Annotated in this window: 24 protein-coding genes; 1 reads left to right on the forward strand and 23 read right to left on the reverse strand. The window is 66.3% G+C overall.

Translation table 11 applies throughout. From position 1 onward, the window contains the following. Positions 1–34: 34 nt before the first annotated feature. From ACFPOB_RS02250 to ACFPOB_RS02330, 17 genes are all read right to left on the reverse strand, one after another. Complete coding sequence (locus ACFPOB_RS02250) at positions 35–1705, reverse strand: ribonuclease J (RefSeq protein WP_377795581.1); 1671 nt, start codon at positions 1703–1705, stop codon at positions 35–37. 106 nt (positions 1706–1811) lie between these two features. Next, a complete protein-coding gene (locus tag ACFPOB_RS02255) occupies positions 1812–2591 on the reverse strand; it encodes a biotin--[acetyl-CoA-carboxylase] ligase (protein WP_377795583.1) in 780 nt (259 codons plus the stop codon). 8 nt (positions 2592–2599) lie between these two features. Continuing rightward, on the reverse strand, positions 2600–4030 hold the full coding sequence (gene nuoN / locus ACFPOB_RS02260; RefSeq protein ID WP_377795585.1) for an NADH-quinone oxidoreductase subunit NuoN: 1431 nt from the start codon (positions 4028–4030) through the stop codon (positions 2600–2602). Positions 4031–4040: 10 nt separating this feature from the next. Then, positions 4041–5552 (reverse strand): NADH-quinone oxidoreductase subunit M, encoded by a 1512-nt coding sequence (locus tag ACFPOB_RS02265; RefSeq protein ID WP_377795587.1) that lies wholly within the window; start codon positions 5550–5552, stop codon positions 4041–4043. 4 nt (positions 5553–5556) lie between these two features. After that, the gene (nuoL, locus tag ACFPOB_RS02270; protein WP_377795589.1) at positions 5557–7596 is read right to left on the reverse strand and encodes an NADH-quinone oxidoreductase subunit L; all 2040 of its coding nucleotides are present in this window, start codon (positions 7594–7596) and stop codon (positions 5557–5559) included. 26 nt (positions 7597–7622) lie between these two features. Then, positions 7623–7931 (reverse strand): NADH-quinone oxidoreductase subunit NuoK, encoded by a 309-nt coding sequence (gene nuoK, locus ACFPOB_RS02275; protein WP_091829440.1) that lies wholly within the window; start codon positions 7929–7931, stop codon positions 7623–7625. Next, the gene (locus ACFPOB_RS02280) at positions 7928–8551 is read right to left on the reverse strand and encodes an NADH-quinone oxidoreductase subunit J (protein ID WP_377795591.1); all 624 of its coding nucleotides are present in this window, start codon (positions 8549–8551) and stop codon (positions 7928–7930) included. Before ACFPOB_RS02280 ends, nuoK begins: the two co-directional genes overlap by 4 nt. Positions 8552–8680: 129 nt before the next feature. Further along, the gene (gene nuoI / locus ACFPOB_RS02285; protein ID WP_057192642.1) at positions 8681–9169 is read right to left on the reverse strand and encodes an NADH-quinone oxidoreductase subunit NuoI; all 489 of its coding nucleotides are present in this window, start codon (positions 9167–9169) and stop codon (positions 8681–8683) included. A gap of 19 nt (positions 9170–9188) precedes the next feature. Continuing rightward, positions 9189–9428, reverse strand: a complete 240-nt coding sequence (locus ACFPOB_RS02290) for a hypothetical protein (protein ID WP_377795592.1) — start codon at positions 9426–9428, stop codon at positions 9189–9191. Then, on the reverse strand, positions 9428–10447 hold the full coding sequence (gene nuoH / locus ACFPOB_RS02295) for an NADH-quinone oxidoreductase subunit NuoH (protein ID WP_092154247.1): 1020 nt from the start codon (positions 10445–10447) through the stop codon (positions 9428–9430). The genes ACFPOB_RS02290 and nuoH overlap by 1 nt, the downstream gene beginning before the upstream one ends. 6 nt (positions 10448–10453) lie before the next feature. Continuing rightward, positions 10454–12517, reverse strand: a complete 2064-nt coding sequence (gene nuoG, locus ACFPOB_RS02300; protein WP_377795593.1) for an NADH-quinone oxidoreductase subunit NuoG — start codon at positions 12515–12517, stop codon at positions 10454–10456. A gap of 4 nt (positions 12518–12521) precedes the next feature. Further along, positions 12522–13826, reverse strand: coding sequence for an NADH-quinone oxidoreductase subunit NuoF (nuoF, locus tag ACFPOB_RS02305; RefSeq protein ID WP_377795595.1), 1305 nt, complete (start codon positions 13824–13826; stop codon positions 12522–12524). An 11-nt stretch (positions 13827–13837) separates the two neighbouring features. Continuing rightward, positions 13838–14779 (reverse strand): NADH-quinone oxidoreductase subunit NuoE, encoded by a 942-nt coding sequence (gene nuoE / locus ACFPOB_RS02310; protein WP_377795596.1) that lies wholly within the window; start codon positions 14777–14779, stop codon positions 13838–13840. Continuing rightward, positions 14779–15969: an NADH-quinone oxidoreductase subunit D gene (locus ACFPOB_RS02315; protein ID WP_377795598.1), complete on the reverse strand. Its 1191-nt coding sequence runs from the start codon at positions 15967–15969 to the stop codon at positions 14779–14781. The genes nuoE and ACFPOB_RS02315 overlap by 1 nt, the downstream gene beginning before the upstream one ends. A 12-nt stretch (positions 15970–15981) precedes the next feature. Next, on the reverse strand, positions 15982–16587 hold the full coding sequence (locus ACFPOB_RS02320; protein WP_377795600.1) for an NADH-quinone oxidoreductase subunit C: 606 nt from the start codon (positions 16585–16587) through the stop codon (positions 15982–15984). Between the two features lie 36 nt (positions 16588–16623). Further along, a complete protein-coding gene (locus ACFPOB_RS02325) occupies positions 16624–17202 on the reverse strand; it encodes a NuoB/complex I 20 kDa subunit family protein (RefSeq protein ID WP_091830506.1) in 579 nt (192 codons plus the stop codon). A gap of 79 nt (positions 17203–17281) precedes the next feature. Beyond that, entirely contained in the window at positions 17282–17647 is a 366-nt protein-coding gene (locus ACFPOB_RS02330) for an NADH-quinone oxidoreductase subunit A (RefSeq protein ID WP_092154638.1), read from the reverse strand. Positions 17648–18057: 410 nt separating this feature from the next. Between ACFPOB_RS02330 and ACFPOB_RS02335 the strand changes: the two genes are divergently transcribed. Continuing rightward, positions 18058–18681 (forward strand): YcbK family protein, encoded by a 624-nt coding sequence (locus ACFPOB_RS02335; RefSeq protein WP_377795602.1) that lies wholly within the window; start codon positions 18058–18060, stop codon positions 18679–18681. A 73-nt stretch (positions 18682–18754) separates the two neighbouring features. Here ACFPOB_RS02335 and ACFPOB_RS02340 read toward each other — a convergent pair whose 3' ends face one another. The 6 genes from ACFPOB_RS02340 to ACFPOB_RS02365 are packed head-to-tail and all read right to left on the reverse strand — an operon-like array spanning position 18755 to position 24164. After that, positions 18755–19318: an NADPH-dependent FMN reductase gene (locus ACFPOB_RS02340; protein ID WP_377795604.1), complete on the reverse strand. Its 564-nt coding sequence runs from the start codon at positions 19316–19318 to the stop codon at positions 18755–18757. Between the two features lie 36 nt (positions 19319–19354). After that, positions 19355–19642, reverse strand: coding sequence for a YciI family protein (locus ACFPOB_RS02345; RefSeq protein ID WP_377795606.1), 288 nt, complete (start codon positions 19640–19642; stop codon positions 19355–19357). Between the two features lie 59 nt (positions 19643–19701). Continuing rightward, a complete protein-coding gene (locus ACFPOB_RS02350; RefSeq protein WP_377795608.1) occupies positions 19702–20670 on the reverse strand; it encodes a sugar ABC transporter substrate-binding protein in 969 nt (322 codons plus the stop codon). Between the two features lie 32 nt (positions 20671–20702). After that, a complete protein-coding gene (locus tag ACFPOB_RS02355) occupies positions 20703–21677 on the reverse strand; it encodes an ABC transporter permease (RefSeq protein ID WP_377795610.1) in 975 nt (324 codons plus the stop codon). Beyond that, a complete protein-coding gene (locus tag ACFPOB_RS02360) occupies positions 21674–22627 on the reverse strand; it encodes an ABC transporter permease (RefSeq protein WP_377795611.1) in 954 nt (317 codons plus the stop codon). Before ACFPOB_RS02360 ends, ACFPOB_RS02355 begins: the two co-directional genes overlap by 4 nt. After that, positions 22620–24164, reverse strand: coding sequence for a sugar ABC transporter ATP-binding protein (locus ACFPOB_RS02365; protein ID WP_377796044.1), 1545 nt, complete (start codon positions 24162–24164; stop codon positions 22620–22622). Before ACFPOB_RS02365 ends, ACFPOB_RS02360 begins: the two co-directional genes overlap by 8 nt. Between the last annotated feature and the right edge of the window lie 8 nt (positions 24165–24172).

Consider the following 24172-nt stretch of genomic DNA (forward strand, 5'->3'; position numbering starts at 1 on the left):
CAGGCGCAGCGTTCAGCGGGCGATATGCCCGATCCTACACCGCGATCACCAGTGCGTTCACCAGCGGCTTCTTGCCCCACTCCTCGTTGACGGCGCTACGAACCCCGCGTTCGAGTGCATTGCGCACGGCCTCGGGATCGCGGCGCTTGCCCCTGGGCATTCCCTCGATCAGGTCCTCGACCGCATCGGCGACGATATCGTCGAAGGGCGTGCCGTCCTTGGCATTGAGCGGCAGGCCGATCAGCGCGACCTCCGGGTCGCCGGCAAGTTCGCCTTTCTCGTCGAGCGCGACCGCGATCGAGATCACCCCGGCAAAGGAGAGCTTGCGGCGCTCGGGAATGGTGCGGTCGAGCGCGCCAATCAGGAGCTCGCCATCCTGGTAGAGCCGGCCGTGCTGGACTTCCGAGAGCTTGCGGGCGCCGTCCTCGGCGATCACAACGACATCGCCATTGCCTGCGCGCAGCACATGCTTGACGCCGAGGCTGCGGGCGAAGGTGGCGTGCTCGGTCAGGTGCAGGTCCTCGCCATGGGCGGGGATCGCGATCTTCGGCTTCAGCCAGCCATAGAGCCGCGCCAGCTCCTCTCGCCGGGGGTGGCCTGAGACGTGCACCAGATGAGTGCGGTCGGTAATGATCTCAATGTTGTCGCGCGCCAGCCGATTGAGGATGGCACCGACCGCCTTCTCATTGCCGGGGATGGTGCGCGAGGAGAAGATCACCCGGTCGCCCGGCGAGAGCGCGATCTCGGGATGGTCGTCGGCAGCAATCCGCGAGAGCGCGGCGCGCGGCTCGCCCTGGCTGCCGGTCACGAGCGCGACGACCTTGTCGCGCGGCAGATAGCCATAGGTCTCGACGCCGCGGAAAGCGGGAATGCCGTCGAGGAAGCCGCATTCGCGGGCGACGTCGATGACGCGGTCCATGGCGCGGCCGACAACGACAACCTCGCGCTGATTGGCCATCGCAGCCTCGGCGACGGCGCGCAGACGCGCCACATTCGAGGCGAAGGTGGTGACGGCGACGCGGTTCGGGGCGGAGGCGACCAGCTCCTTCAGCTTCGCCGCGACATCGGCCTCGCTCGGGCTGATACCGTCGCGCAGGACGTTGGTGGAGTCGCAGACCAGCGCCAGCACGCCCTCCTCGCCAAGCTCGCGCAGGCGGGCCTCGTCGGTCGGCAGGCCGACGCGCGGCGTCGGGTCTATCTTCCAGTCGCCGGTATGGACGACGAGGCCGGCAGCGGTGCGGATCGCCAGCGCGTTCGATTCCGGGATCGAGTGGGCGACCGGCACGAACTCGATGTCGAAGGGCCCAAGCGTGAAGCGCCCACCCTGGGCAACGATGTTCATCTCGACCTTGGGCGCACCCGGCTCCGACAGGCGCCGGGTCGCCAGGAGGCCGGCGGCAAAGCGCGTGCACCAGACCGGCACGCGCAGCGAGGGCCAGAGCGCGGCGAGCGCGCCGATATGGTCCTCATGGGCGTGGGTGATGACGATGCCGAGCAGGTTGGCCCGATCCTGGATGATGTAGCTGAGGTCGGGCAGGACGATGTCGACGCCCGGCGCCTCCGGCCCGGCGAAGGAGAGCCCGCAATCGACCAGGATCCATTTGCGCTTCTTTTCCGGCCCGAAGCCGTAGAGCGCGGCGTTCATGCCGATCTCGCCGAGGCCGCCGAGCGGAACGAAGACAAGCTGGTCGCTGGAACGGGTCACTGGCAATCCTAACGTTCTATGCTGAAGCTGGCGAGGCGGCCGGCGGCAGGCCTAGCATGCTCTCTGGCGCGCCTCCATAGCGGCAGGAGCAGGCAGAAGCGTTGCCTCAACCTGTCGGGGCGCCGGACATGGGCGCCGTGCCGAAATAGAGGTCGCCGGCATCGATCAGCCGCCGGCCGGCTTCGGTTTCGAGTTCGAGCCGCCCGGAGGCATCGAGGCCGAGGAAGCGGCCGGAGACCGGCCCCTCCGGCAGGCGCATGGTGATGGTCTCGCCGAGATAGGCAGCGCGCTCCAGCCAGGCGGCCCGGATCGGGCCGAAGCCGCCCGGCAGCGACCAGGCCGAGAAGCGCTGGTGCCAGGCATCCGAGAGTGCTGCCAGCAGGCGCTCGACGGTCGCCTCGGCCGCATGCGCGGAAAGGTGGGCGGCGGGGTAAGGCGTCCCCTCCGGCGCAGAGGCCACGTTGACGCCGAAGCCGATGACGACGCTGAAGCGCCCTGCCCGGTTCTCGCCCTCCAGCAGCAAGCCCGAGGTCTTGGCGCCGCCGATCAGCAGGTCGTTCGGCCATTTCAGGGCGAGCGCCGGATAGGACAGGCCGGTCACGGCGGCAGCCGCATCGTGCAAGGCAAGGCCCGCAACGAAGCCGAGCTGCGGCGCCAGCGCCGGCTCGCAGGGAGTGGCCAGCAGCAGGCTGGCATAGAGATTGCCGGGCGGCGAACCCCAATGCCGGCCATGCCGGCCGCGGCCGGCGTTCTGACTTTTCGCGACGATCCAGAGCCGCCCTGGATCGCCATCGCCGAGCGCCCGCCGCGCCTCCTCCATGGTGGAGGCGACCTCGTCGCGGACGATCAGGCGATAGCCGGCGGCGCGAGCGCCTTCGCCGAGCACCAAGGCGCTCAGAACAGCGACTTCGCCGCCGCGGCAGCGGAGTCGAACAGCGGCGCCGGCAGGAAGGACAGCACCAGCACGAACAGCGCCGAGATCAGCAAGACGCCGCCCACGCCGGCGTCGCCCTTGTCGAAGGCCGGCTTGGCGTCGTCGAAATAGATCACCTTGACGATGCGCAGATAGTAATAGGCGCCGACGACGCTGGTGATCACGCCGACGACGGCGAGCACATAGAGCTTGGCCTCGATCGCGGCGAGGAAGACGTACCACTTCGCCCAGAAGCCGGCGAGCGGCGGGATGCCGGCGAGCGAGAACATCATCATCGACATCGCGAAGGCCATCCAGCCATTGGTGCGGGACAGGCCGGCGAGCTCGCCGATATCCTCGACCGGCTTGCCGTTGCGATTCATCATCAGCACGCAGGCGAAGGCGGCGAGCGTGGTGGCGAGGTAGATCGCCATATAGGTCATCACGCCCTGGACGCCGGCCGGGGTGCCGGCAGCGAGGCCGACCAGCGCGTAGCCCATATTGGCGATCGAGGAATAGGCGAGCAGTCGCTTGATATTGGTTTGGCCGATCGCGGCGAAGGCGCCGAGGGCCATCGAGGCGATCGCCATGAAGACGATGATCTGCTGCCAGTCATGCAGCGCGCCCGGGAAGGCGCCGACGAAGATGCGCACGGTCATCGCCATCGCCGCCATCTTCGGCGCCGAGGCGAAGAAGGCTGCGACCGGGGTCGGGGCGCCCTCATAGACGTCCGGCGTCCACATATGGAACGGCACGGCCGAGATCTTGAAGGCGACGCCGGCGGCGACGAAGACGAGGCCGATGATCAGGCCGATGCCGGGATGGCCGCCCTTCACCGCTTCGGCGATGCCGGCATAACTCACCGTGCCGGTGAAGCCGTAGACCATCGACGAGCCGTAAAGCAGCATGCCCGAGGAGAGCGCGCCGAGAACGAAGTACTTCAGGCCGGCCTCGGTCGAGCGCGGATTGTCACGGTCGAAGGCAGCGACGACGTAGAGCGCGAGCGATTGCAGCTCCAGGCCAACGTAAAGACCGATCAGGTCATTGGCCGAGATCATCATCATCATGCCGATGGTGGCGAGGACGACGAGGATCGGGAATTCGAAGCGCATGGCCCCATCGCGGCGCAGGAAATCGGCCGAGAGCACGATCGCGGCCGCGGCGCCGATCAGCGTCAGCACCTTCATGAAGCGGCCGAAGCCGTCGGCGATGAAGGCGCCGTTGAAGGTGACGACCTTGCCCTCGCCGCGCAGGACGAGCACCAGCGCCAGCGCGAAAAGCGCGAGCGCCGCGATCTCGAGCGTGCGCGTCGAGCGCTCGCCCTGGATTGCACCGTAGAGCACCATGGCGATGGCGCCCAGCGCCAGGATGATTTCCGGAAGCGCGGGACCGAGAGCGGGCAAGGTGGTCATCGGAGCAGCCTTACTGGACGACCAGCATCGCCGTCTTCGCGGCGGTGATGGCGGCCTGATAGTTCTTGATGAGGGCTTCGGTCGGCGCCGCGAAGGCGTCGAGGATCGTGCCGGGCGCGATGCCGTACCAGATCGTCAGCAGGACGAGCGGCACGAAGATCGCGATCTCGCGGGCGTTGAGGTCGGTGATGTCCTTGAGCTCGGGCTTCGTGAGTTCGCCGAAGACGACGCGGCGATAGAGCCAGAGCGCATAGCCCGCCGACAGGATCACGCCGGTGGTCGCCAGGAACGCCACCCAGGGATTGGCCTTGAAGGCGCCCATCAGCGTCAGGAACTCGCCGACGAAGCCGGCGGTGCCGGGCAGGCCGACATTCGCCATGGTGAAGATCATGAACACCACCGCATAGAGCGGCATCCGGTTGACCAGGCCGCCATAGGCGGCGATCTCGCGGGTGTGCATGCGGTCGTAGATCACGCCGACGCAGAGGAAGAGCGCGCCCGAGACCAGGCCGTGGCTGACCATCTGGAACATGGCGCCCTGGATGCCCTGCGGCGTCAGGGTGAACAGGCCCATGGTGACGAAGCCCATATGCGCCACCGAGGAGTACGCGATCAGCTTCTTGATGTCCTCCTGCATCAGCGCCACGAGCGAGGTGTAGATGATGGCGATGACGGAGAGCGCGAAGACCAGCGGCGCGAACATCGCCGAGGCGTCCGGGAACATCGGGATCGAGAAGCGGATGAAGCCGTAGCCGCCCATCTTCAGCAGGATCGCCGCCAGGATGACGGAGCCGGCGGTCGGCGCCTCGACGTGCGCGTCGGGCAGCCAGGTGTGGACCGGCCACATCGGCATCTTCACCGCGAAGGAGGCGAAGAAGGCGAGCCAGAGCCAGGGCTGCATCTGGACCGGGAACTTGTGCGCGAGCAGCGTCGGGATGTCGGTCGTGCCCGCGTTCCAGTACATCGCCATGATGGCGAGCAGCATCAGCACCGAGCCGAGCAGCGTGTAGAGGAAGAACTTGTAGGAGGCGTAGACCCGGCGCTTGCCGCCCCAGATGCCGATGATCAGGAACATCGGGATCAGGCCGGCTTCGAACAGCAGGTAGAACAGCACGAGGTCGAGCGCGACGAAGACGCCGATCATCAGCGTCTCGAGGATCAGGAACGCGACCATGTACTCGCGCACCCGCTTCTCGACCGAAGCCCAGGACGCCAGGATGCAGAACGGCATCAGGAAGGCGGTCAGGACCACGAAGGGGAAGGAGAAGCCGTCGACGCCGAGCTTGAACTTGATGATGTCCGAGACCCAGGCATGGCTCTCGACCATCTGGAAGCCGGGATTGGCCGGGTCGAACCGGCCCCAGGCGACCAGCGCCAGGATGAAGGTCGCGACCGTCGCGATCAGCGCCGCCCAGCGGGCGTTGGAGTTGACCGAAGCCTCGTCGCCGCGCTGCGCCAGGATGAAGGCGGCGCCGACCAGCGGCAGGACCAGGAGACCGGTGAGGATACCGAAGCCGAACATCATCTCACCCGCGGGCCATGAGGTACCAGGTCACCAGCCCGGCGACGCCGATCAGCATGGCGAAGGCATAGTGGTAGACATAGCCGGTCTGCAGCCGCACGACCCGGTTGGTCACGTCAACGACACGGGCCGAGACCCCGTCCGGGCCGAGACCGTCGATGACGGCGCCGTCGCCCTTCTTCCAGAGGAAGCGGCCGAGCCACATCGCCGGCTTCACGAACAGGAAGTCGTAGATCTCGTCGAAATACCACTTGTTGAGCAGGAACTTGTAGAGAACCGGATTGGCAGCGGCGAGCTTGCCGGGGACGTCCGGGCGCAGCACGTACATGTAGAGCGCCAGCAGAAAGCCGATCAGCATCGCGACGAAAGGCGACCAGACCACCCATTTCGGCACTTCGTGCATGGCGTGCAGGATGTGGTTGTCCTTGCCGGTGAACAGCGCCGTTTTCCAGAAGTGCTCGTAGTCATGGCCGATGAACGCCTCCTTGAAGGCGAAGCCGGCGGCGACGGCGCCGAGCGACAGCACGGCGAGCGGGATCAGCATGACGAGCGGGCTCTCATGCGGCGTGTGATCGTGACCATGGCCGTGGCCGTGATCATCGTGGCCGTGCGCGGCATGGGCGTGATCGTCAGCCTTGTGGCCATGCGCGTGGTCGTCGTGGCCGTGCGCATCGTGCCCGTGGCCGCCCCAGCGCGGCGCGCCCTCGAAAGTCATGAAGTAGAGGCGCCAGGAGTAGAACGAGGTCATCAGCGCGGCGACGACCAGCAGCACGAAGGCATAGGAGCTGGCGAAGCCGCCATGCGGCACTGAGGCATAGGCGCTCTCGATGATCGCGTCCTTGGAGAAGTAGCCGGCGAAGAACGGGAAGCCGGTCAGCGCCAGCGTGCCGATCGTCATCGCCGCCGCGGTCAGCGGGATGTGCTTCCTGAGGCCACCCATGTTCCGCATGTCCTGCTCATGGTGCATCGCATGGATGACCGAGCCGGCGCCCAGGAACAGCAGCGCCTTGAAGAAGGCGTGGGTGAACAAATGGAAGATGCCGGCCGAGTAGGCGCCGACACCCATCGCCACGAACATGTAGCCGAGCTGCGAGCAGGTCGAATAGGCGATGACGCGCTTGATGTCGTTCTGCACCAGGCCGACGGTCGCGGCGAAGAAGGCGGTGGTTGCGCCGATGACGACGACGACGGTCAGCGCGACCGGCGCGTATTCGAAGATCGGCGACAGGCGCGCCACCATGAAGACGCCAGCGGTGACCATGGTCGCGGCATGGATCAGCGCCGACACCGGGGTCGGGCCTTCCATCGCGTCCGGCAGCCAGGTGTGCAGCAGGAACTGCGCTGATTTGCCCATGGCGCCCATGAACAGCAGCAGGCAGGTCAGCGTCAGCGCGTTCCAGTCATAGCCGAGGAAGCGGAAGCTGCGCTCCGTGAGACCGGCGATCTGCGGGAAGATGCTGTCGAAGGCGACCGAGCCGGTCAGCACGAAGACCAGGAAGATGCCGAGCAGGAAACCGAAATCGCCGACGCGGTTGACGACGAACGCCTTGATCGCCGCGGCGTTGGCCGAGGGCTTCTGGTACCAGAAGCCGATCAAGAGGTAGGAGGCGAGACCGACGCCTTCCCAGCCGAAGAACATCTGCACGAGGTTGTCGGCCGTCACCAGCATCAGCATGGCGAAGGTGAACAGCGACAGGTACGCGAAGAAGCGCGGCCGCGACGGGTCCTCGTGCATGTACCCGATCGAATAGAGGTGCACGAGCGAGGAGACGGTGTTGACGACGACCAGCATGACCGCGGTCAGCGTGTCGATGCGGAAGGCCCAGTCGACGCGCAGGTCCGCCGAGGCCAGCCAGGTCGCGACCTGGACGCGTGTGGTGCCGGAACCAAAGCCGACCTGGATGAAGGCGACCCAGGACAGCGCCGCTGAGATCAGCAGCAGCGTGGTGGTGACGATCTCCGAGGCGCGCGCGCCGATCAGCCGGCCGAAGAGGCCGGCGATCAGGAAGCCGATCAGGGGGAGGAAGACAATCGCTTGATACATGGCAGGTTACGGGCGCGTCGCCGCGCTCAGCCTTTCATCATGTTGATGTCTTCCACCGCGATCGTGCCGCGGTTGCGGAAGTAGACGACGAGAATGGCGAGCCCGATCGCGGCCTCGGCAGCGGCGACGGTCAAAACCAGCATCGCGAAGACCTGGCCGACGATGTCGTTCAGGAAGCTCGAGAAGGCGACAAAGTTGAGGTTGACCGAGAGCAGGATCAGCTCGATCGACATCAGGATGACGATGACGTTCTTGCGGTTGATGAAGATGCCGAGCACGCCAAGCGTGAACAGGATCGCGGCGACTGCCAGATAAGAGCCAAGCCCGACCATCACGCCATCTCCTCGGGAACGCCGGCGCGCGACGGCACCTGCTTCACATCCATCGCCGCAGCCTTGGTGCGGGCGTTCTGCGTCGGGATATCCTGGCGCTTGATGCCCTTGCGATCGCGCAGGGTCAGCACGATCGCGCCGATCATCGCGACCAGCAGCACGAGGCCGGCCGCCTGGAAATAGTAGATGTACTTGGTGTAGAGCACCTGGCCGAGCGCGGCGGTGTTGGTGACGTTGGCCGGGATCGCCGCGACGGGCGTACGCACGATCTGCGGATCGATCACCCAGGCGCCAACGACCAGCAGCAATTCGACCGCGAAGATCAGGCCGATCAGGCCGCCGATCGGCAGATACTGCAGGAAGCCCTGGCGCAGCTCGGCGAAGTCGACGTCGAGCATCATCACCACGAAGAGGAAGAGCACCGCGACCGCGCCGACATAGACGACGACCAGCAGCATCGCCAGGAACTCGGCCCCGAGCAGCAGGAACAGGCCCGCCGCGTTGACGAAGGCGAGGATCAGGAACAACACCGAATGCACCGGGTTGCGCGCCGAAATCACCATCAGCCCCGAGGCGATGGTGACGCCTGAGAAGAGATAGAAGAAAGCCGCTGCGGCATTCATCTTCGCCAGCCTTTCCGCCCTTTCGGGCGGCCCTCGTTTCATCAAGCGGCGGGCCCGAGTCCCGCCGCAGTTTGGAGCGTCTATAGTCAGGCCCGCCCAGCGCGACAACCGCGCGACAGGCCGCAATCCTCAGCGATACGGCGCGTCCATCGCGATATTGCGCGCGATCTCGCGTTCCCAGCGGGCGCCGTTATCGAGCAGCTTGTCCTTGTCGTAGAACAGCTCCTCGCGCGTCTCGGTGGCGAACTCGAAATTCGGGCCCTCGACGATGGCGTCGACCGGGCAGGCCTCCTGGCAGAAGCCGCAATAGATGCACTTGGTCATGTCGATGTCGTAGCGGGTCGTGCGGCGGGTGCCGTCATTGCGGCGCGGGCCGGCCTCGATCGTGATCGCCTGCGCCGGGCAGATCGCCTCGCAGAGCTTGCAGGCGATGCAGCGTTCCTCGCCGTTCGGATAGCGGCGCAGCGCGTGCTCGCCCCGGAAGCGCGGCGAGAGCACGCCCTTCTCGAAGGGATAGTTCAGCGTCGCCTTCGGCTTGAAGAAATAGCGCATCGACAAGGCGAACGCGCCGACGAACTCCTTGAGGAGCAGTCCCTTGGCGGCTTGCGCGAGTGACATCCGTCTCGTCCTTCTCGTCTCAGCCGAACAAGGCCCGGCCGATAAAGTAACCGACGATGGGCAGCCCGCCCACCGATAGCACCAGCACCGCCGCCTTGAGCAGGCGGATGCGCCGTTCGTAATCATCCTTCTCGGCCGGCGTCTTCGAGCTGTCGGTGCGACGTAAGCTCGCAACCACAACACCCGTGACGAGCCGATACTCGATCAGGCCGACGACGAAGCCGATCAGGGCTCCGATCAGGCCGGCCTGACCCGCCATCAGGGAGCGGGGCCCCAACCGGTGATCTGCAGCACCGCCGCCACGATCACGACGCAAGCCAGCGACAGCGGCAGGAAGACCTTCCAGCCCAGCCGCATCAGCTGGTCATAGCGGTAGCGCGGCACGAAGGCCTTCACCATCGCGAACATGAAGAAGACCAGCATGACCTTCAGCACGAACCAGACCACGCCCGGCAGCCAGGTGAAGGGCGCGATCGGGAACGGTGGCAGCCAGCCCCCAAGGAAGAGGATCGTGGTCAGCGAGCACATGGTCATGATCGCCACGTATTCGCCGAGCATGAACAGCAGATACGGGGTCGAGGAGTACTCGACCATGAAGCCCGCAACGAGCTCCGATTCCGCCTCGGCCAGGTCGAAGGGTGGCCGGTTCGTCTCGGCCAGCGCCGAGATGAAGAAGACGATGAACATCGGGAAGAGCGGCAGCCAGTACCAGCCGAACATGCCGGCCCTGGTGTTCTGTGCCTCGACGATCGCCGACAGGTTGAGCGAGCCGACGCAGAGCAGCACGGTGACGATCACGAAGCCGATCGAGACCTCGTAGGACACCATCTGCGCCGCAGAGCGCAGCGCGCTGAGGAACGGGTACTTCGAGTTCGAAGCCCAGCCGCCCATGATGATGCCGTAGACGCCGAGCGAGGAGATCGCGAAGATGTAGAGCACGCCGACATTGATGTCGGCGATCGCCCAGCCTTCTGCGATGGGGATCACCGCCCAGGCCGCAAGCGCGAGCAAGCAGGTGACCAGCGGCGCCAGCAGGAACACGCCCTTATTGGAGCCCGACGGGATGATCGGCTCCTTGAAGACGAATTTCAGGAGGTCGGCGAAGCTTTGGAACAGGCCGAAGGGCCCGACGACGTTCGGGCCGCGCCGCAGCTGCACCGCAGCCCAGACCTTGCGGTCGGCCAGCAGCATGAAGGCGATGAAGATCAGCAGCGCGACCAGGAGCAGCAGGCTCTTGCCGGCGATGATCGCAAGATCGAGGACGAGGTCCCAGTTCATCGAGGCTTACTCCGCCGCCTGGCGCATGCGGCCGGAGGCCAGCGCCGAGCATTCCGCCATCACCGCCGAAGCGCGGGCGATGGGGTTCGTGGTGTAGAAATCGGCGACCGCCGGAACGAAACCGGCCTTCTCGGTCGCGCCGCCCTGCCCCGCCAGCTTCGCCAGCCCGGCGCGATCGCTCTGCGCGACCGTATCGACCGCAGCGAAATGCGGATGGGCGGCGTAGAGCTCGCGGCGCAGCGCGGAGAGCGAGTCGAAGGGCAGCGGCTTGCCGAGCGAAGCGGAGAGCGCCCGCAGGATCGCCCAGTCCTCCTTGGCATCGCCGGGCGGGAAGGTGGCGCGGGCCGCCATCTGCACCCGCCCTTCCGTGTTGACGTAGGTGCCGGACTTCTCGGTATAGGCCGCGCCCGGCAGGATCACGTCGGCGCGGTGGGCGCCCTTGTCGCCATGGCTGCCCTGGTAGATCACGAAGGCGCTCGCCGGCACCTCGATCTCGTCGGCGCCGAGCAGGAAGAGCACGTCGAGCGCGCCCGCCGCCGTCATGCCCGCGACATCGAGGCCGCCCTCGCCGGGGACGAAGCCGAGATCGAGGGCACCGACGCGGGCAGCGGCCGTGTGCAGCACGCCAAAACCGTTCCAGCCGTCTTTGAGCGCGCCGAGCACCTCGGCCGCCTTGGCCGCAAGCGAGAGCACGGCGGAGCCGTCCTTGCGTGACAAAGCGCCCTGCCCGACCAGCACCATCGGCCGCTCGCCGGCCGCACCGGCGCGCTTGACCAGATCGGCCAGCGTCTCCGGGCCGGCGCCGAGATAGTCATAGGCATAGGTCAGGTCGACCTGCTCGCCGATCAGCGAGACCTTGAAATCGCCGCGCAGCCAGCGCTTGCGGATGCGGGCGTTGACGATCGGCGCCTCGCGGCGCGGGTTCGAGCCGATGATCAGCAGCGAAGTGGCATCCTCGATCCCGGCGATGCCGGTGTTGAGGATGTAGCTAGCCCGGCCGAAGGCCGGCTCGAGCTTCGCCCCGTCCTGGCGGCAATCGAGATTGGCCGAGCCGAGGCCGGCGATCAGCGCCTTGAGCGCATAGATCTCCTCGACCGCGGCGAGGTCGCCGGCGATCGCACCGATGCGCTCGGGCTTGGCAGCCTTGAGCCTGGACGCGACCAGCGCGAGCGCCTCGGTCCAGCTCGCGGCGCGCAGGGCGCCGTTCTCGCGGATGTAAGGGCGGTCGAGACGCTGGGTCCGGAGGCCGTCGGCGATGTGGCGGGTCTTGTCGGAGATCCACTCCTCGTTCACCGCCTCGTTGATGCGCGGCAGAACGCGCATCACCTCACGGCCGCGCGAGTCGACGCGGATCGCCGAGCCGACCGCGTCCATCACGTCGATGGATTCGGTCTTGGTCAGCTCCCAGGGCCGGGCCTTGTTCTGGTAGGGCTTGGAGGTCAGGGCGCCGACCGGGCACAGGTCGACAACGTTGCCCTGCAGCTCCGAGCTCATCGCGTGCTCGAGATAGGTGGTGATCTCCATGTCCTCGCCGCGGCCGATCGCGCCAAGATCCGAGGCTCCGGCGACCTCGGTGGTGAAGCGGACGCAGCGCGTGCACTGGATGCAGCGCGTCATCGAGGTCTTGACCAGCGGGCCGATATACTTGTCCTCGACGGCGCGCTTGTTCTCGGCATAGCGCGAGGTGTCGACGCCGTAGGCCATGGCCTGGTCCTGCAGGTCGCACTCGCCGCCCTGGTCGCAGATCGGGCAGTCGAGCGGGTGGTTGATGAGCAGGAACTCCATCACCCCTTCGCGCGCCTTCTTGACCATGGGCGACTTGGTCATGACGACCGGCGGCTCGCCGTTCGGGCCGGGACGCAGGTCGCGCACGCCGATGGCGCAGGAGGCCTGGGGCTTGGGCGGGCCGCCCTTCACCTCGACCAGGCACATGCGGCAATTGCCGGCGATCGAGAGCCGCTCATGGAAGCAGAAGCGCGGCACCTCGGCGCCAGCCGCCTCGCAGGCCTGGAGCACGGTGTACTCCGGCGGGACGTCGACCTCGATGCCGTCGATCAGAAGCTTGGTCATGGTCTCACTCCGCCGCCATGAGCCTGACCGGCTCGCCATGCGGGTTGGCGGCATAGTCGTCGATGCGCTGCTCGATCTCGTGACGGAAATGGTTGATCAGGCCCTGGATCGGCCAGGCGGCAGCGTCGCCCAGCGCGCAGATGGTGTGGCCCTCGATCTGCTTGGAAACGTCGAGCAGCATGTCGATCTCGCGCTTCTGGGCGCGCCCTTCCGCCATGCGGTTGACGACGCGCCACATCCAGCCGGTGCCCTCGCGGCAGGGCGTGCACTGGCCGCAGCTCTCATGCTTGTAGAAATAGCTGATGCGGGCGATGGCGCGGATGATGTCGGTCGACTTGTCCATGACGATCACCGCCGCCGTGCCGAGGCCCGACTTCAGCTTCGAGAGCGAGTCGAAATCCATCGGCGTATCGATGATCTGCTCGGCCGGCACCATGCGCACCGACGAGCCGCCGGGAATGACCGCCTTGAGATTGTCCCAGCCGCCGCGGATGCCGCCGCAATGGCGATCGATCAGCTCGCGGAAGGTCAGGCCCATCGCCTCTTCGACATTGCAGGGCTTGTTCACATGGCCCGAGACGCAGAACAGCTTGGTGCCGACATTGTTGGGCGTGCCGATCGAGGAGAACCAGCTGGCGCCGCGGCGCAGGATGGTCGGCGCGACAGCGATCGACTCGACGTTGTTGACGGTGGTCGGGCAGCCATAGAGGCCGACATTGGCTGGGAAAGGCGGCTTCAGCCGCGGCATGCCCTTCTTGCCTTCGAGGCTCTCCAGCAGCGCCGTCTCTTCACCGCAGATATAGGCGCCGGCGCCATGATGCACATAGAGATCAAAGGGATAGCCATGCTTGTTGTTCTTGCCGATGAGGTTAGCCTCATAGGCCTCGTCGACGGCGCGCTGCAGGGCCTCGCGCTCGCGGACATATTCGCCGCGGATATAGATGTAAGCGGCGTGCGCGCCCATGGCGAAGGAGGCGATCAGGCAGCCCTCGACCAGCGTATGCGGGTCGTTGCGCATGATCTCGCGATCCTTGCAGGTGCCGGGCTCCGACTCGTCGGCGTTGACGACGAGGTAGTGCGGGCGCCCGTCGCTCTGCTTGGGCATGAACGACCATTTCAGCCCGGTCGGGAAGCCGGCGCCGCCGCGCCCGCGCAGGCCCGACTTCTTCATCTCGTCGATGATCCAGTCGCGCCCCTGATCGAGCAGGAACTTGGTGCCGTCCCAGGCTCCGCGCTGGATGGCGCCCTTCAGCCCGGCATCGTGCAGGCCATAGAGGTTGGTGAAGATGCGATCGCGATCAGCGAGCATGGCTCTCTACCTCACTCTTCCGACTTGGGCTTGGCAGCCCGCTTGCGCGCCGGAGCCTTGGCGGGGGTATCCTTGATCGCTTCGCTCGTCGCGGACGGCGTGTCCTGCGCTGCGCCGGCGGGCTGTTTCGGCTCGGAGGGCTCGGGGCGCCCAGGCGTGGCCGCTTCCGGCGGCGGCGCGGTCTTGACGTCGGTCGGGCCGGCCTTGGCGGTCGCGGCGGCGGTCTCGGCTTCCGCCTTGGCCTTGGCCTCGGCCGCGGCCTTCTCGCTGGCGATCCTGATCGCGTCTTCGCGCTGGGTCGTAATGCGCTTCTGCCAGTCGCCCAGGCCGATCATCGAGCCGTCGAACAGGGCCGGATCCTTCAGCGTCTCGCCACCGCCGAGCGGCTCCGAGCAGGAGCGGTCGACCTGCGGGCCGGGCTTGGTCGGGCGGCCGTGGCGCAGATCGTCCAGCAGCTTGCGGAAATTCTCGGGCGTCAGGTCTTCGTAATAGTCGAAATTGATCTGCGCCATCGGGGCGTTGCAGCAGGCGCCAAGGCATTCGACCTCGAGCCAGGACAGCTTGCCGTCGGCCGTGACGGTCGATTGCGGGCCGATCACCTCCTCGCAGACCTTCTTCAGCGCCTCGGCGCCGCGCAGCGCGCAGGGCGTCGTGCCGCAGAGCTGGACGAAGTGCTGGCCCACCGGCTGCAGGCTGAACATGGTGTAGAAGGTCGCGACCTCCAGCACCCGCATCGGCGCCATGCCGAGCTTGTTCGCGACCGTCTCGATCGCGGCGCGCGGCAACCAGCCGTCATGCTGCTCCTGCGCCTTCCACAGGAGCGGGATCACGGCCGAGGCCTGGCGGCCTTCCGGGTATTTGGCGATCTGCTGGTCGGCCCAGTTCTCGTTCGCCGCAGTGAAGGCGAAGGTGGCAGGCTGAACGTGATCGGGCGCGAGACGACGGACGGACATCAGCGGTCCACCTCACCAAAGACGATATCGAGGGAGCCGAGGATCGCGGAGACGTCGGCGAGCATGTGCTTGCGGCACATGAAATCCATGGCCTGGAGATGGGCGAAGCCCGGCGCCTTGATCTTGCAGCGATAGGGCTTGTTGGTGCCGTCGGAGACGAGATAGACGCCGAACTCGCCCTTGGGCGCCTCGACAGCGGCGTAGACCTCGCCCTCGGGCACCTTGTAGCCCTCGGTGTAGAGCTTGAAGTGGTGGATCAGCGCTTCCATCGAGCGCTTCATCTCGCCGCGCTTGGGCGGCACCATCTTGCCGTCGAGCGAGGAGACCGGGCCACCGCCATCGGCCGAAAGCAGCTTCTCGCAGCACTGCTTCATGATCCGCACCGACTGGCGCATCTCTTCCATGCGGATGCAGTAGCGGTCGTAGCAGTCGCCGTTCTTGCCGACGGGGATGTCGAATTCCATCTCCTCGTAGCACTCGTAGGGCTGCGACTTGCGCAGGTCCCAGGGCGCGCCGGAGCCGCGCACCATCACGCCCGAGAAACCCCATTTCCAGCAGGTTTCGAGATCGACGACGCCGATGTCGACATTGCGCTGCTTGAAGATGCGATTGTCGGTGAGCAGGCCTTCGAGGTCGTCGCAGACCTTGAGGAACGGGTCGCACCACTCGCCGATGTCGTGGATCAGCGAGGTCGGCAGGTCCTGGTGGACGCCGCCCGGCCGGATATAGGCCGCATGCATGCGCGCGCCGCAGGCCCGCTCATAGAAGATCATCAGCTTCTCGCGCTCCTCGAAGCCCCAGAGCGGCGGGGTCAGCGCGCCGACGTCCATCGCCTGCGTGGTGACGTTGAGGATGTGCGAGAGGATGCGGCCGATCTCGGAATAAAGCACGCGGATGAGCTGGCCGCGGCGCGGCACGGTCACGCCCATCAGCTTCTCGACGCCGAGCGCGAAGGCATGCTCCTGGTTCATCGGCGCGACATAGTCGAGCCGGTCGAAATAGGGCACGGCCTGGAGATAGGTCTTGTGCTCGATCAGTTTCTCGGTGCCGCGATGCAGCAGGCCGATATGCGGGTCGACGCGCTCGACGATCTCGCCGTCCAATTCCAGCACCAACCTGAGAACGCCATGCGCTGCAGGATGCTGGGGACCGAAGTTAATCGAGAAATTGCGGATGTTGTGCTCTGACATCGCCCAGTCCGATCAGGCCGTCTTGGCCTTTTCATCGCCCGGGAGGACGTATTCCGTCCCTTCCCAGGGCGAGAGGAAGTCGAAGTTACGGAATTCCTGGTTCAGCTTAACCGGCTCGTAGACGACGCGCTTCTGCTCGTCGTCATAGCGGACCTCGACGAAGCCGGTCAGCGGGAAGTCCTTGCGCAGCGGATAGCCCTCGAAACCGTAATCGGTGAGGATGCGGCGCAGGTCCGGGTGGTTCGCGAACAGGATGCCGTAGAAGTCGTAGGCCTCGCGCTCATACCAGTTCGCCGCCGGGAACACCTCGATCACGGACGGGACCGGGGTCGCCTCATCAGCCTGAACCTTGACGCGGATGCGCCGGTTATGGCGCGGCGAGAGCAGGTGATAGATGACCTCGAAGCGCTTCTCGCGCTGCGGATAGTCGGCGCCGGCGATGTCGGTGAAATTGACGAAGCGGAAGCGCGGATCGTCGTAGAGGGTCTTCAGCACCCGTACGATCTCGGACACCTCGGCCAGCACCGTGATCTCGTCGAAGGCGACGACGATATCGGTCACCGCGCCGGGCAGCGCCGCCTTGATCTCTTCGCCCAATGTCACGAGCGCTTCGCTCATCGCATCACCTTCGCAAGCCACCGGTCCACGCGCGCCTCAGCGCTCGATCGTCCCGGTTCGCCGGATCTTCTTCTGCAGCAGCAGCACGCCGTAGAGCAGCGCTTCCGCGGTCGGCGGGCAGCCCGGCACATAGACGTCGATCGGCACGATGCGGTCGCAGCCGCGCACCACCGAATAGCTGTAGTGATAATAGCCGCCGCCATTGGCGCAGGAGCCCATCGAGATGACGTAGCGCGGCTCCGGCATCTGGTCGTAGACCTTGCGCAGGGCCGGAGCCATCTTGTTGGTCAACGTGCCGGCGACGATCATCACGTCCGACTGGCGCGGGCTGGCGCGCGGGGCGAAGCCGAAGCGCTCGACATCATAGCGCGGCATGGAGAGCTGCATCATCTCGACCGCGCAGCAGGCGAGGCCGAAGGTCATCCACATCAAAGAGCCGGTGCGGGCCCAGTTGATCAGGTCGTCGCTTGCCGTGACGAGGAAGCCCTTGTCGGCCAGCTCGTTGTTGATCTCGACGAAGTAGGGATCGCGGGCGCCGAGCGGCTTGCCGTCCGGGCCGAGCAGGCCTCTGGGTGCCTGCGCGACGAGCGGATCACCGCGATCGATCGCTGTCATGGCCATCAGTTCGAACCTTTGGGTTTCGTCGAATGTAAGAATACGGACAGGAGCGTATCAGGTCTCTGCGACAAAGCGATCAGTCCCACTCGAGCGCGCCCTTGCGCCACTCGTAGACGAAGCCGACCGTCAGCACGCCGAGGAAGACCATCATCGACCAGAAGCCGAGCCAGCCGAGACCGCCGAAGGCGACCGCCCAGGGGAAGAGGAAGGCGACTTCGAGATCGAAGATGATGAAGAGGATGGCGACGAGATAGAAGCGCACGTCGAACTTCATGCGCGCATCGTCGAAGGCGTTGAAGCCGCACTCATAGGCGGAGAGCTTTTCGGCATCCGGCTTGGAATAGGCCACGGCGAAGGGCGCGATCAGCAGCGCCAGGCCGATCACCAGCGACAGGCCGATGAAGATCACCAGGGGCAGATAGTCCGACAGCAGGGACTGCACAGGAAGAGCTTGCATCTGTCACCCCGCTTCAACCCGGCGCCGCGACTGGCGCCCTCAATCTCGCCAGTCGATTAGACCCTGCTTTAGAATCACGCAAGGGTTCGCCGCGCCGCACAACGCGGCTGTCGCCATGTCTTTGCCGCATATCTGGAGCCAACCAGCGAAACTGTCACGATTCCCGGCCGTTTCGGCTCCGATTTTCGCGATCGGCGACGCGGGGCGCAAGGCGGTTGTCGCGGCGCGCCGAAGCATGGCAAACCGGGACGGAATGTCAGTCTTCGGCGCCGGCACGATTCGTCGGCAAACACTGCCGATGCGTCAGGAGAGCCGTTGCGGAACATGCTGAAGCCGACAACGCATCGTGATCGCGCATCGCTCGCTTCTGCCCCGCCATCGGCCGCCGACGCTGCATGAGCGCGATGAGACGGGTCGTGCTGGTCGGGTCCTGTGCCGCTGCGATGGCGCTAAGCGCTCCGGCGGCGGCGCAGATGATGCTCGCGCCATTGCCGCCGGAGCGCCCGTTCGATCTCGACCTGCAGATCAAGCCGGGCGCGCCGCCGATCGTCGTCGTCCCGGCGCCTCCAGTCGAAGCCAGCCTGGCGACGAAGCCAGGGCCGGCGCCTACCCTCGCCCAGCCCGAGCCCGATGACGACGAGGGGCCGGAGTGGCCGCAGCGCACCCCAGGACAGACCGCCGAGGAGCCCCCCTTCGACCCCAATGAGAAACCTGACAGGCCGGGCATCTCGACCGATCCGGGAACCTCGATCGTCTGCCTGCCGCCGGTACTGAAGGCGATCCTCGTCAAGATCTCCGACAAATACGGAGCGGTGAAGGTGACCTCGACCTGGCGGCCGCCCTGGCGGGCCAGGCGCGGCTCCTATCACAAACGTTGCGAGGCGATGGATTTCCGCGTGCCCGGCGTCAGGCCGCGCGCCGTGCTGGAATGGGCCCGGACGCTGCCCGAGGTCGGCGGCCACAAGGTCTACTGGAACGGGCTAATCCACATCGATACCGGGCCGCGCCGGCCCTGGTGATCGGCTGCGGCAGCACGCGTCGGTTTCAACACGTTCGGGCTCGAAAATCGCGTTCGTTCGGACGCTTGGTGATCTAGGCCAGCCGATTGCGCCAATCGCGCAGCGCTTCAAGAAGCTGGCGGATGAAGCCGGCCGTGGCCTCGTCGGTCAGCTTGCCAGCCTCGTCGAATTTGGTCTGAGCGGCGCCGATCATCACCTCAGGCTTGTTCAGCGGGAAGGCGTTGAGGAAGATCAGCATCTGCCGCAGATGATATTGCGCCCGCGCCGTGCCGAGGATGCCGCCGCTCGCGCCCATGATCGCCACCGGCTTGTTGTCGAAAGGCTGGCTCGGCGGGCGCGAGGCCCAGTCGATCGCGTTCTTGAGCACGCCGGGGATCGAGTAGTTGTACTCCGGCGTCACGAACAGGATCGCGTCGGCAGCCGCGAGCTGGTCGCGGAAGCGCTGGACCTGAGGCGGATAGCCGGCGACGCGGACATCGTCGTTGTAGAGCGGCAGGTCGCCGATCTCGGCGATCTCGATCGTCATCCCCTCCGGCGCCAGCGCGGTCGCTGCTTTCAGCACGGCGGCGTTGTAGGATCCGGCGCGCAGGCTGCCCGAAATCCCGACGACCCGGATCGGGCCTCCATCCTTAGCCATGTCTTGTCTCCTGAAACGCTTGGTCGATTGCCGGGCTCAGCCCTGGCGCTTGATGAAGCCGGTGATCGTGACGCGATCCCAGATGCCGGCGGCGTGGAACGGATCGGCGGCATTGAAGCGCTCCACGGTCGCAAGGTCCACCGCCTCCACGACGAAGAGGCTGCCGATCATGGTCACGCCGTCCTCGGCGACCAGGGGGCCCGACATCACGATCCGGACACCTCGCGCTGCAGTGTCCGACAGGAAGGCCTTGTGGGCATCGTAGTTGGCGAGACGGGCCTGGAGTGCGCCAAGCTTGTCGAGGGCGTGGATCACGAACAGCATGTGGTGAGGCTCCTATGGGCGGCCGGACCATGCGCCGGCCGCCTCGGGCGCGGTTCAGATTATTTGCTGGCGAGGGCCGCCGCCTCGCTCCAGCTCGGGCAGCTGCGCGATTCCAGCGGGCTGTCATAGGGCTGGAAGTTGGAGGCGTTCACGACGGTCGGCTTCAGCACCACCTCGGTGACGATCGGCTCCTTGCGCAGGGCCCGGATCGCGACAAGCGTGCCGATGCAGCCCTGCAGGAAGCCGTTATAGTCGCCCGAGGCGAGCAGCTTGCCAGCCTTGATGGCGTCGACAGCTTCCTTGGTGCCGTTGATGCCGATGACCTTGGCCTTGCGATTGGCGCCGTCGAGGGCTTCGATCACGCCGATCGCCATCGCATCGTTGGCGGCGAGCACGCCGTCGATCTGCGGATGCGACTGCATCAGGTTCTCCATCACCTGCAAGCCCTGCAGGCGCTGATAGTTGGCCGGCTGGCTGGCGAGCAGCTTGACGTCCTTGAACTCCTTGATCGCGTCGTTGAAGCCGCGCACCCGGTCGATATTGGTCAGGGAGCCCTTGACGCCCTCGAGGATGACGACATTACCCTTGCCGCCGATCTCCTTGAGCAGGAAGCGCGCGGTCTCCAGGCCGAGGCTGTAATCGTCGGCCCCGACGAAGGCGAGGAACTTGCCGCCGGCGCTCCGGTCGGTGACGTTGACGATCGGGATCTTGGCATCGTTGATCTGCTCGACGCCCGGCACCATCGCCTTGTAGTCGACGGGGACGAAGACGATGGCGCTCGGCTTCTTGACGATCACATCCTCGACCTGGCTGAGCTGCTCGGGGATCGAATCCGGCTTGGTCGGGATGTAGTGCACCGCCTTGGCGCCGAGCGACTTCGCCACGACCTCGGCGCCGACCCGCACTGTCTGGAAATAGGGGTTGGTCTGGTTCTTGGTGAAGACCGCGATCGTCTCGCCGGCGGCGAGCGCCCCGGTGGAGATCAGAATCGCGGGCAGCGCTGCGACGAGAAATTTCGACTTGGGCATGGTTTCCTCCCTTGGTTTTCTGCTTGGTTGGTTCAATTGCGCCGGCGGCCGACCATGTCGAACCAGACGGCGAGGATGACGATCAGTCCGGTGACGAGCGGCTGCCAGTTGGCGTTGACGGCGAGCAGGTTCATGCCGTTCAGCACCAGCGTCAGGATCAGCGCGCCGATGAACGTGCCGAAGACGCTGCCGACGCCGCCGAACAGCGAGGCGCCGCCAATCAGCGCTGCGGCGATGGCCGGCAGCGTCATCGCCTCGCCGATATCGCCCTCGGCCGAGTTCAGCCGGGCGAGGAAGACGATCGAGGCGACGCCCGCCATGGCACCGGAGAAGGCGTAGACCAGGATCAGGCGGCGATCGACCGGAATGCCGGTGAGGCGGGCCGCGACCGGATTGGCGCCGATGGCGTAGATCTGCTGCCCCCAAATGGTGCGCTGGGCGAAGATCGTGCCAGCCAGCAGGAAGCCCAGCATCAGATAGACCGGGATCGGCACCCCCAGGAAATAGCCCGAGCCGATCTGGCGGAAGCCGGGCGGGAAGCCGTGGATGGTTTCGCCGGCCATGTAGTAATAGGTGATGCCGTGCAGCACCCAGAGCATGCCGTAGGTGGCTATGAAGGACGGGATCCTGAGCTTGGCCACCATCAGCCCGTTGCAGATGCCGATCACGAGCCCGGTGGCGAGGCCGGTCAGCGTGCCGAGCACCGGCGAGCCGGTCGCCTTGATCACCGTCGCCGCGAAGCAGGCGGAGAGGCCGATATTGGCGCCGACCGAGAGATCGAGGCCGCCGGTCAGGATCACCAGCGTCAACCCTGACGCCAGGAAGAAGAGCAGGCTCGCCTGCCGGAGCACGTTGAGGATGTTGTTGGCGGTGAAGAAGGCCTCGGTCGCGACGCTCAAGGCGAGGCAAAGCAGCGCCACCGCGAGCAATCGATAGGCGAGCTGCCGCGTCTCGCGCGAGAGATGGAAGCCGGCGGGGCGAGTAGCGGCGTCGCTGGCGATGCTCATGACCGTGTGCTCCGCAGGCTGTCGACGAGAAGGGCGGCGATGACGAGGGCGCCGATGCAGGCGACCTGGACGGAGGATGGAACGGCCATCAGGTTGAGGCCGTTGCGCAGCACGCCGACGGTGAGCACGCCGAGCAGCGTGCCGAAGAGCCAGCCATTGCCCTTGTCGAAGGAGGTTCCGCCCAGCGCCACCGCGGCGATGGCGTCGAACTCCAGGCCGATCGCCGCGGTCGGGTGGCCGGCATTGATGCGCGCGGTCATCAGCAGGGCCGCGACACCGGCCATCGCGCCGCCGAGCATGTAGACGGCGACGAGCAGGCGCTTCCAGGCGACGCCGGCGAGCGTCAGCGCATCTCGGTTGCCGCCGAGCGCGCAGACATAGGTGCCGAAGCGGGTGTGGTAGAGCAGGATGTGAAAGAGCGCGTAGAAGCCCGCGCCGATCAGGATCGGCGTCGGGATGCCGAAGGTCTCGCCGGAATAGACCAGACGGACGAAGCGCGGGATGCCGACGACGCTCTGGCCGTCGCTGACCACGAGCGCGAGGCCCTGAGCAGCCCCGAGCGTGCCCAGCGTCGCGACGAAGGGCGGGATCGAGAGCCCAGCGATCAGCCAGCCATTGACGAGGCCAAAGGCAAGGCCGACGGCGAGTGCGCCGATGAGGCCGAGCGCCAGCGACTGCGTCGCCACCACGATCAGCGCCAGCACCAGCGAGGCCAGCGTCAGCACCGCGCCCATGGAGAGGTCGAGCCCCTCGGTCATGATGATCAGCGTCATCGGCAGGGCGAGCAGCAGCAGGATGACCGATTGCACCAGCACATTGGAAAGGTTGCCGGCGGTGAGGAAGCCGGGGCTCGCCAGCGCAAAGAGCAGCGAGAGCCCGGCCAACGCGACGGCGACGCCCGGCACGGCCGGGAGGCGCGGCAAGGGAGAGGAGATCGCCTGATCAGTCATGGTGCATCCCCATTCGGACGATGTTCTCTTCGGAGAGTTCGGAGCGGGAGAGTTCGCCGACGAGGCGCTTGCCGCGCATGACGTAGGCGCGGTCGCAGACATGAACGATCTCGGCCTGTTCCGAGGAGATCATCAGCACCGCTGCGCCATCGGCGACGAGCTGGTCGATCAGCGCGAAGATCTCGGACTTGGCGCCGACATCGATGCCCCGCGTCGGCTCGTCGAAGATGAACAGCCTGGTGCCGGCGGCGAGCCATTTGCCGATCACCACCTTCTGCTGGTTGCCGCCGGAGAGCAGCGCGACGCTCTGGTTCGGCGAGGGCGTCGCGATCCGCAGCCGCTTGATCAGCTCCTCGGCCGAGCGCCTTGCCTGAGCGGGCGAGAACAGCTTGTTCGGAAAGAGCTTGGGCAGCCCGGCGACGGCGAGATTGTCGGAGACGGTGCGGATCAGCGCGAGCCCTTCCGTCTTGCGGCTTTCCGGGATGAGGCCGACGCCAGCCATGGTCGCTGCGTCCGGCCCTCCCCGCCTCGCCTTGCCGAAGATGCTGATCTCACCGGCCGTGACCTCGTCGGCGCCGAAGATGGCGCGGGCGACCTCGCTCCGGCCGGAGCCGACCAGGCCGCAGAGGCCGACGATCTCGCCGGCGCGCACGGTCAGATCAATGTCGCGGATGCCGTTCTTGGCGCAGAGGCCCTTGACCTCAAGCACGACCTCGCCGGGCTTCTCCGCGAAATTGCGCGGATAGCTCATGTCGACATTGCGGCCGACCATCATGCGCACGAGCGCGTCCGGCGTGGTCTGCCCCGGACTTGCTCGGCCGACGAGCTTGCCGTCGCGCAGCACGGTGATGCGGTCGCCGAGCGCGAAGACTTCCGCCATGCGGTGCGAGATGTAGACGATGGCGACGCCCTTCTCCTGCAACTGGCGCATTACTGCGAAGAGTCGCTCGGTCTCGCGGTCGGAGAGCGCGGCGGTCGGCTCGTCCATGACGAGGATGCGCGCGTTCTGCGACAGGGCCTTGCAAATCTCGACCATCTGCTGCTGGGCGACGCCGAGCGTATGGACCTTGGTCCTGGGATCGATGTCGAGGCCGATCAGGTCGAGGACACCTTGCGCCTCGCGATAGAGCCGCCGGCGGTCGATCAGCCCCGGAATGCGCGAGCGGAATTCGCGGCCGAGGAAGATGTTCTGCGCCACGTCGAGATAGGGGACGAGCGAGAACTCCTGGAAGATCACGGCGATGCCGAGCTTGCGGGCATCGGCGGGCGAGCGGATCTCGACCTTCTCGCCCTTGTGGAGATAGTCGCCGGAATCGGCCTGATAGGCGCCGCACAGCACCTTCATCAGCGAGGATTTGCCGGCGCCGTTCTCGCCGACCAGCATGTGCACCTCGCCCGGCCAGAGTGCGAACGAGACGTCGTCGAGCGCCTTCACGCCGGGGAAGGTCTTGGAAATGCCCCTCAGCTCGAAGAGCGGTGTGCCTTCGGCCGTCGCGGGCGGCGGCGAGGTCGTGTCGAAGTCGGGCTTGATCGCCATCAGCGCGC

This window comes from Allobosea eneae (assembly GCF_042657265.1).
GTDB lineage: Bacteria > Pseudomonadota > Alphaproteobacteria > Rhizobiales > Beijerinckiaceae > Allobosea > Allobosea eneae.

What these genes read in the sequence shown, in the direction of transcription:
- ACFPOB_RS02350 (WP_377795608.1), bottom strand. Translation starts at nt 20,670, where the DNA reads ATGCCCAAGTCGAAATTTCTCGTCGCAGCGCTGCCCGCGATTCTGATC.
- ACFPOB_RS02320 (WP_377795600.1), bottom strand. Translation starts at nt 16,587, where the DNA reads ATGAGCGAAGCGCTCGTGACATTGGGCGAAGAGATCAAGGCGGCGCTG.
- ACFPOB_RS02360 (WP_377795611.1), bottom strand. Translation starts at nt 22,627, where the DNA reads ATGACTGATCAGGCGATCTCCTCTCCCTTGCCGCGCCTCCCGGCCGTG.
- ACFPOB_RS02340 (WP_377795604.1), bottom strand. Translation starts at nt 19,318, where the DNA reads ATGGCTAAGGATGGAGGCCCGATCCGGGTCGTCGGGATTTCGGGCAGC.
- ACFPOB_RS02280 (WP_377795591.1), bottom strand. Translation starts at nt 8,551, where the DNA reads ATGAATGCCGCAGCGGCTTTCTTCTATCTCTTCTCAGGCGTCACCATC.
- ACFPOB_RS02335 (WP_377795602.1), top strand. Translation starts at nt 18,058, where the DNA reads ATGAGCGCGATGAGACGGGTCGTGCTGGTCGGGTCCTGTGCCGCTGCG.
- nuoG (WP_377795593.1), bottom strand. Translation starts at nt 12,517, where the DNA reads ATGACCAAGCTTCTGATCGACGGCATCGAGGTCGACGTCCCGCCGGAG.
- nuoN (WP_377795585.1), bottom strand. Translation starts at nt 4,030, where the DNA reads ATGACCACCTTGCCCGCTCTCGGTCCCGCGCTTCCGGAAATCATCCTG.
- ACFPOB_RS02355 (WP_377795610.1), bottom strand. Translation starts at nt 21,677, where the DNA reads ATGAGCATCGCCAGCGACGCCGCTACTCGCCCCGCCGGCTTCCATCTC.
- nuoH (WP_092154247.1), bottom strand. Translation starts at nt 10,447, where the DNA reads ATGAACTGGGACCTCGTCCTCGATCTTGCGATCATCGCCGGCAAGAGC.
- ACFPOB_RS02345 (WP_377795606.1), bottom strand. Translation starts at nt 19,642, where the DNA reads ATGCTGTTCGTGATCCACGCCCTCGACAAGCTTGGCGCACTCCAGGCC.
- ACFPOB_RS02265 (WP_377795587.1), bottom strand. Translation starts at nt 5,552, where the DNA reads ATGTTCGGCTTCGGTATCCTCACCGGTCTCCTGGTCCTGCCGCTGGTC.
- nuoE (WP_377795596.1), bottom strand. Translation starts at nt 14,779, where the DNA reads ATGTCCGTCCGTCGTCTCGCGCCCGATCACGTTCAGCCTGCCACCTTC.
- nuoI (WP_057192642.1), bottom strand. Translation starts at nt 9,169, where the DNA reads ATGTCACTCGCGCAAGCCGCCAAGGGACTGCTCCTCAAGGAGTTCGTC.
- nuoF (WP_377795595.1), bottom strand. Translation starts at nt 13,826, where the DNA reads ATGCTCGCTGATCGCGATCGCATCTTCACCAACCTCTATGGCCTGCAC.
- ACFPOB_RS02315 (WP_377795598.1), bottom strand. Translation starts at nt 15,969, where the DNA reads ATGTCAGAGCACAACATCCGCAATTTCTCGATTAACTTCGGTCCCCAG.
- nuoL (WP_377795589.1), bottom strand. Translation starts at nt 7,596, where the DNA reads ATGTATCAAGCGATTGTCTTCCTCCCCCTGATCGGCTTCCTGATCGCC.
- ACFPOB_RS02290 (WP_377795592.1), bottom strand. Translation starts at nt 9,428, where the DNA reads ATGGCGGGTCAGGCCGGCCTGATCGGAGCCCTGATCGGCTTCGTCGTC.
- ACFPOB_RS02325 (WP_091830506.1), bottom strand. Translation starts at nt 17,202, where the DNA reads ATGACAGCGATCGATCGCGGTGATCCGCTCGTCGCGCAGGCACCCAGA.
- ACFPOB_RS02365 (WP_377796044.1), bottom strand. Translation starts at nt 24,164, where the DNA reads ATGGCGATCAAGCCCGACTTCGACACGACCTCGCCGCCGCCCGCGACG.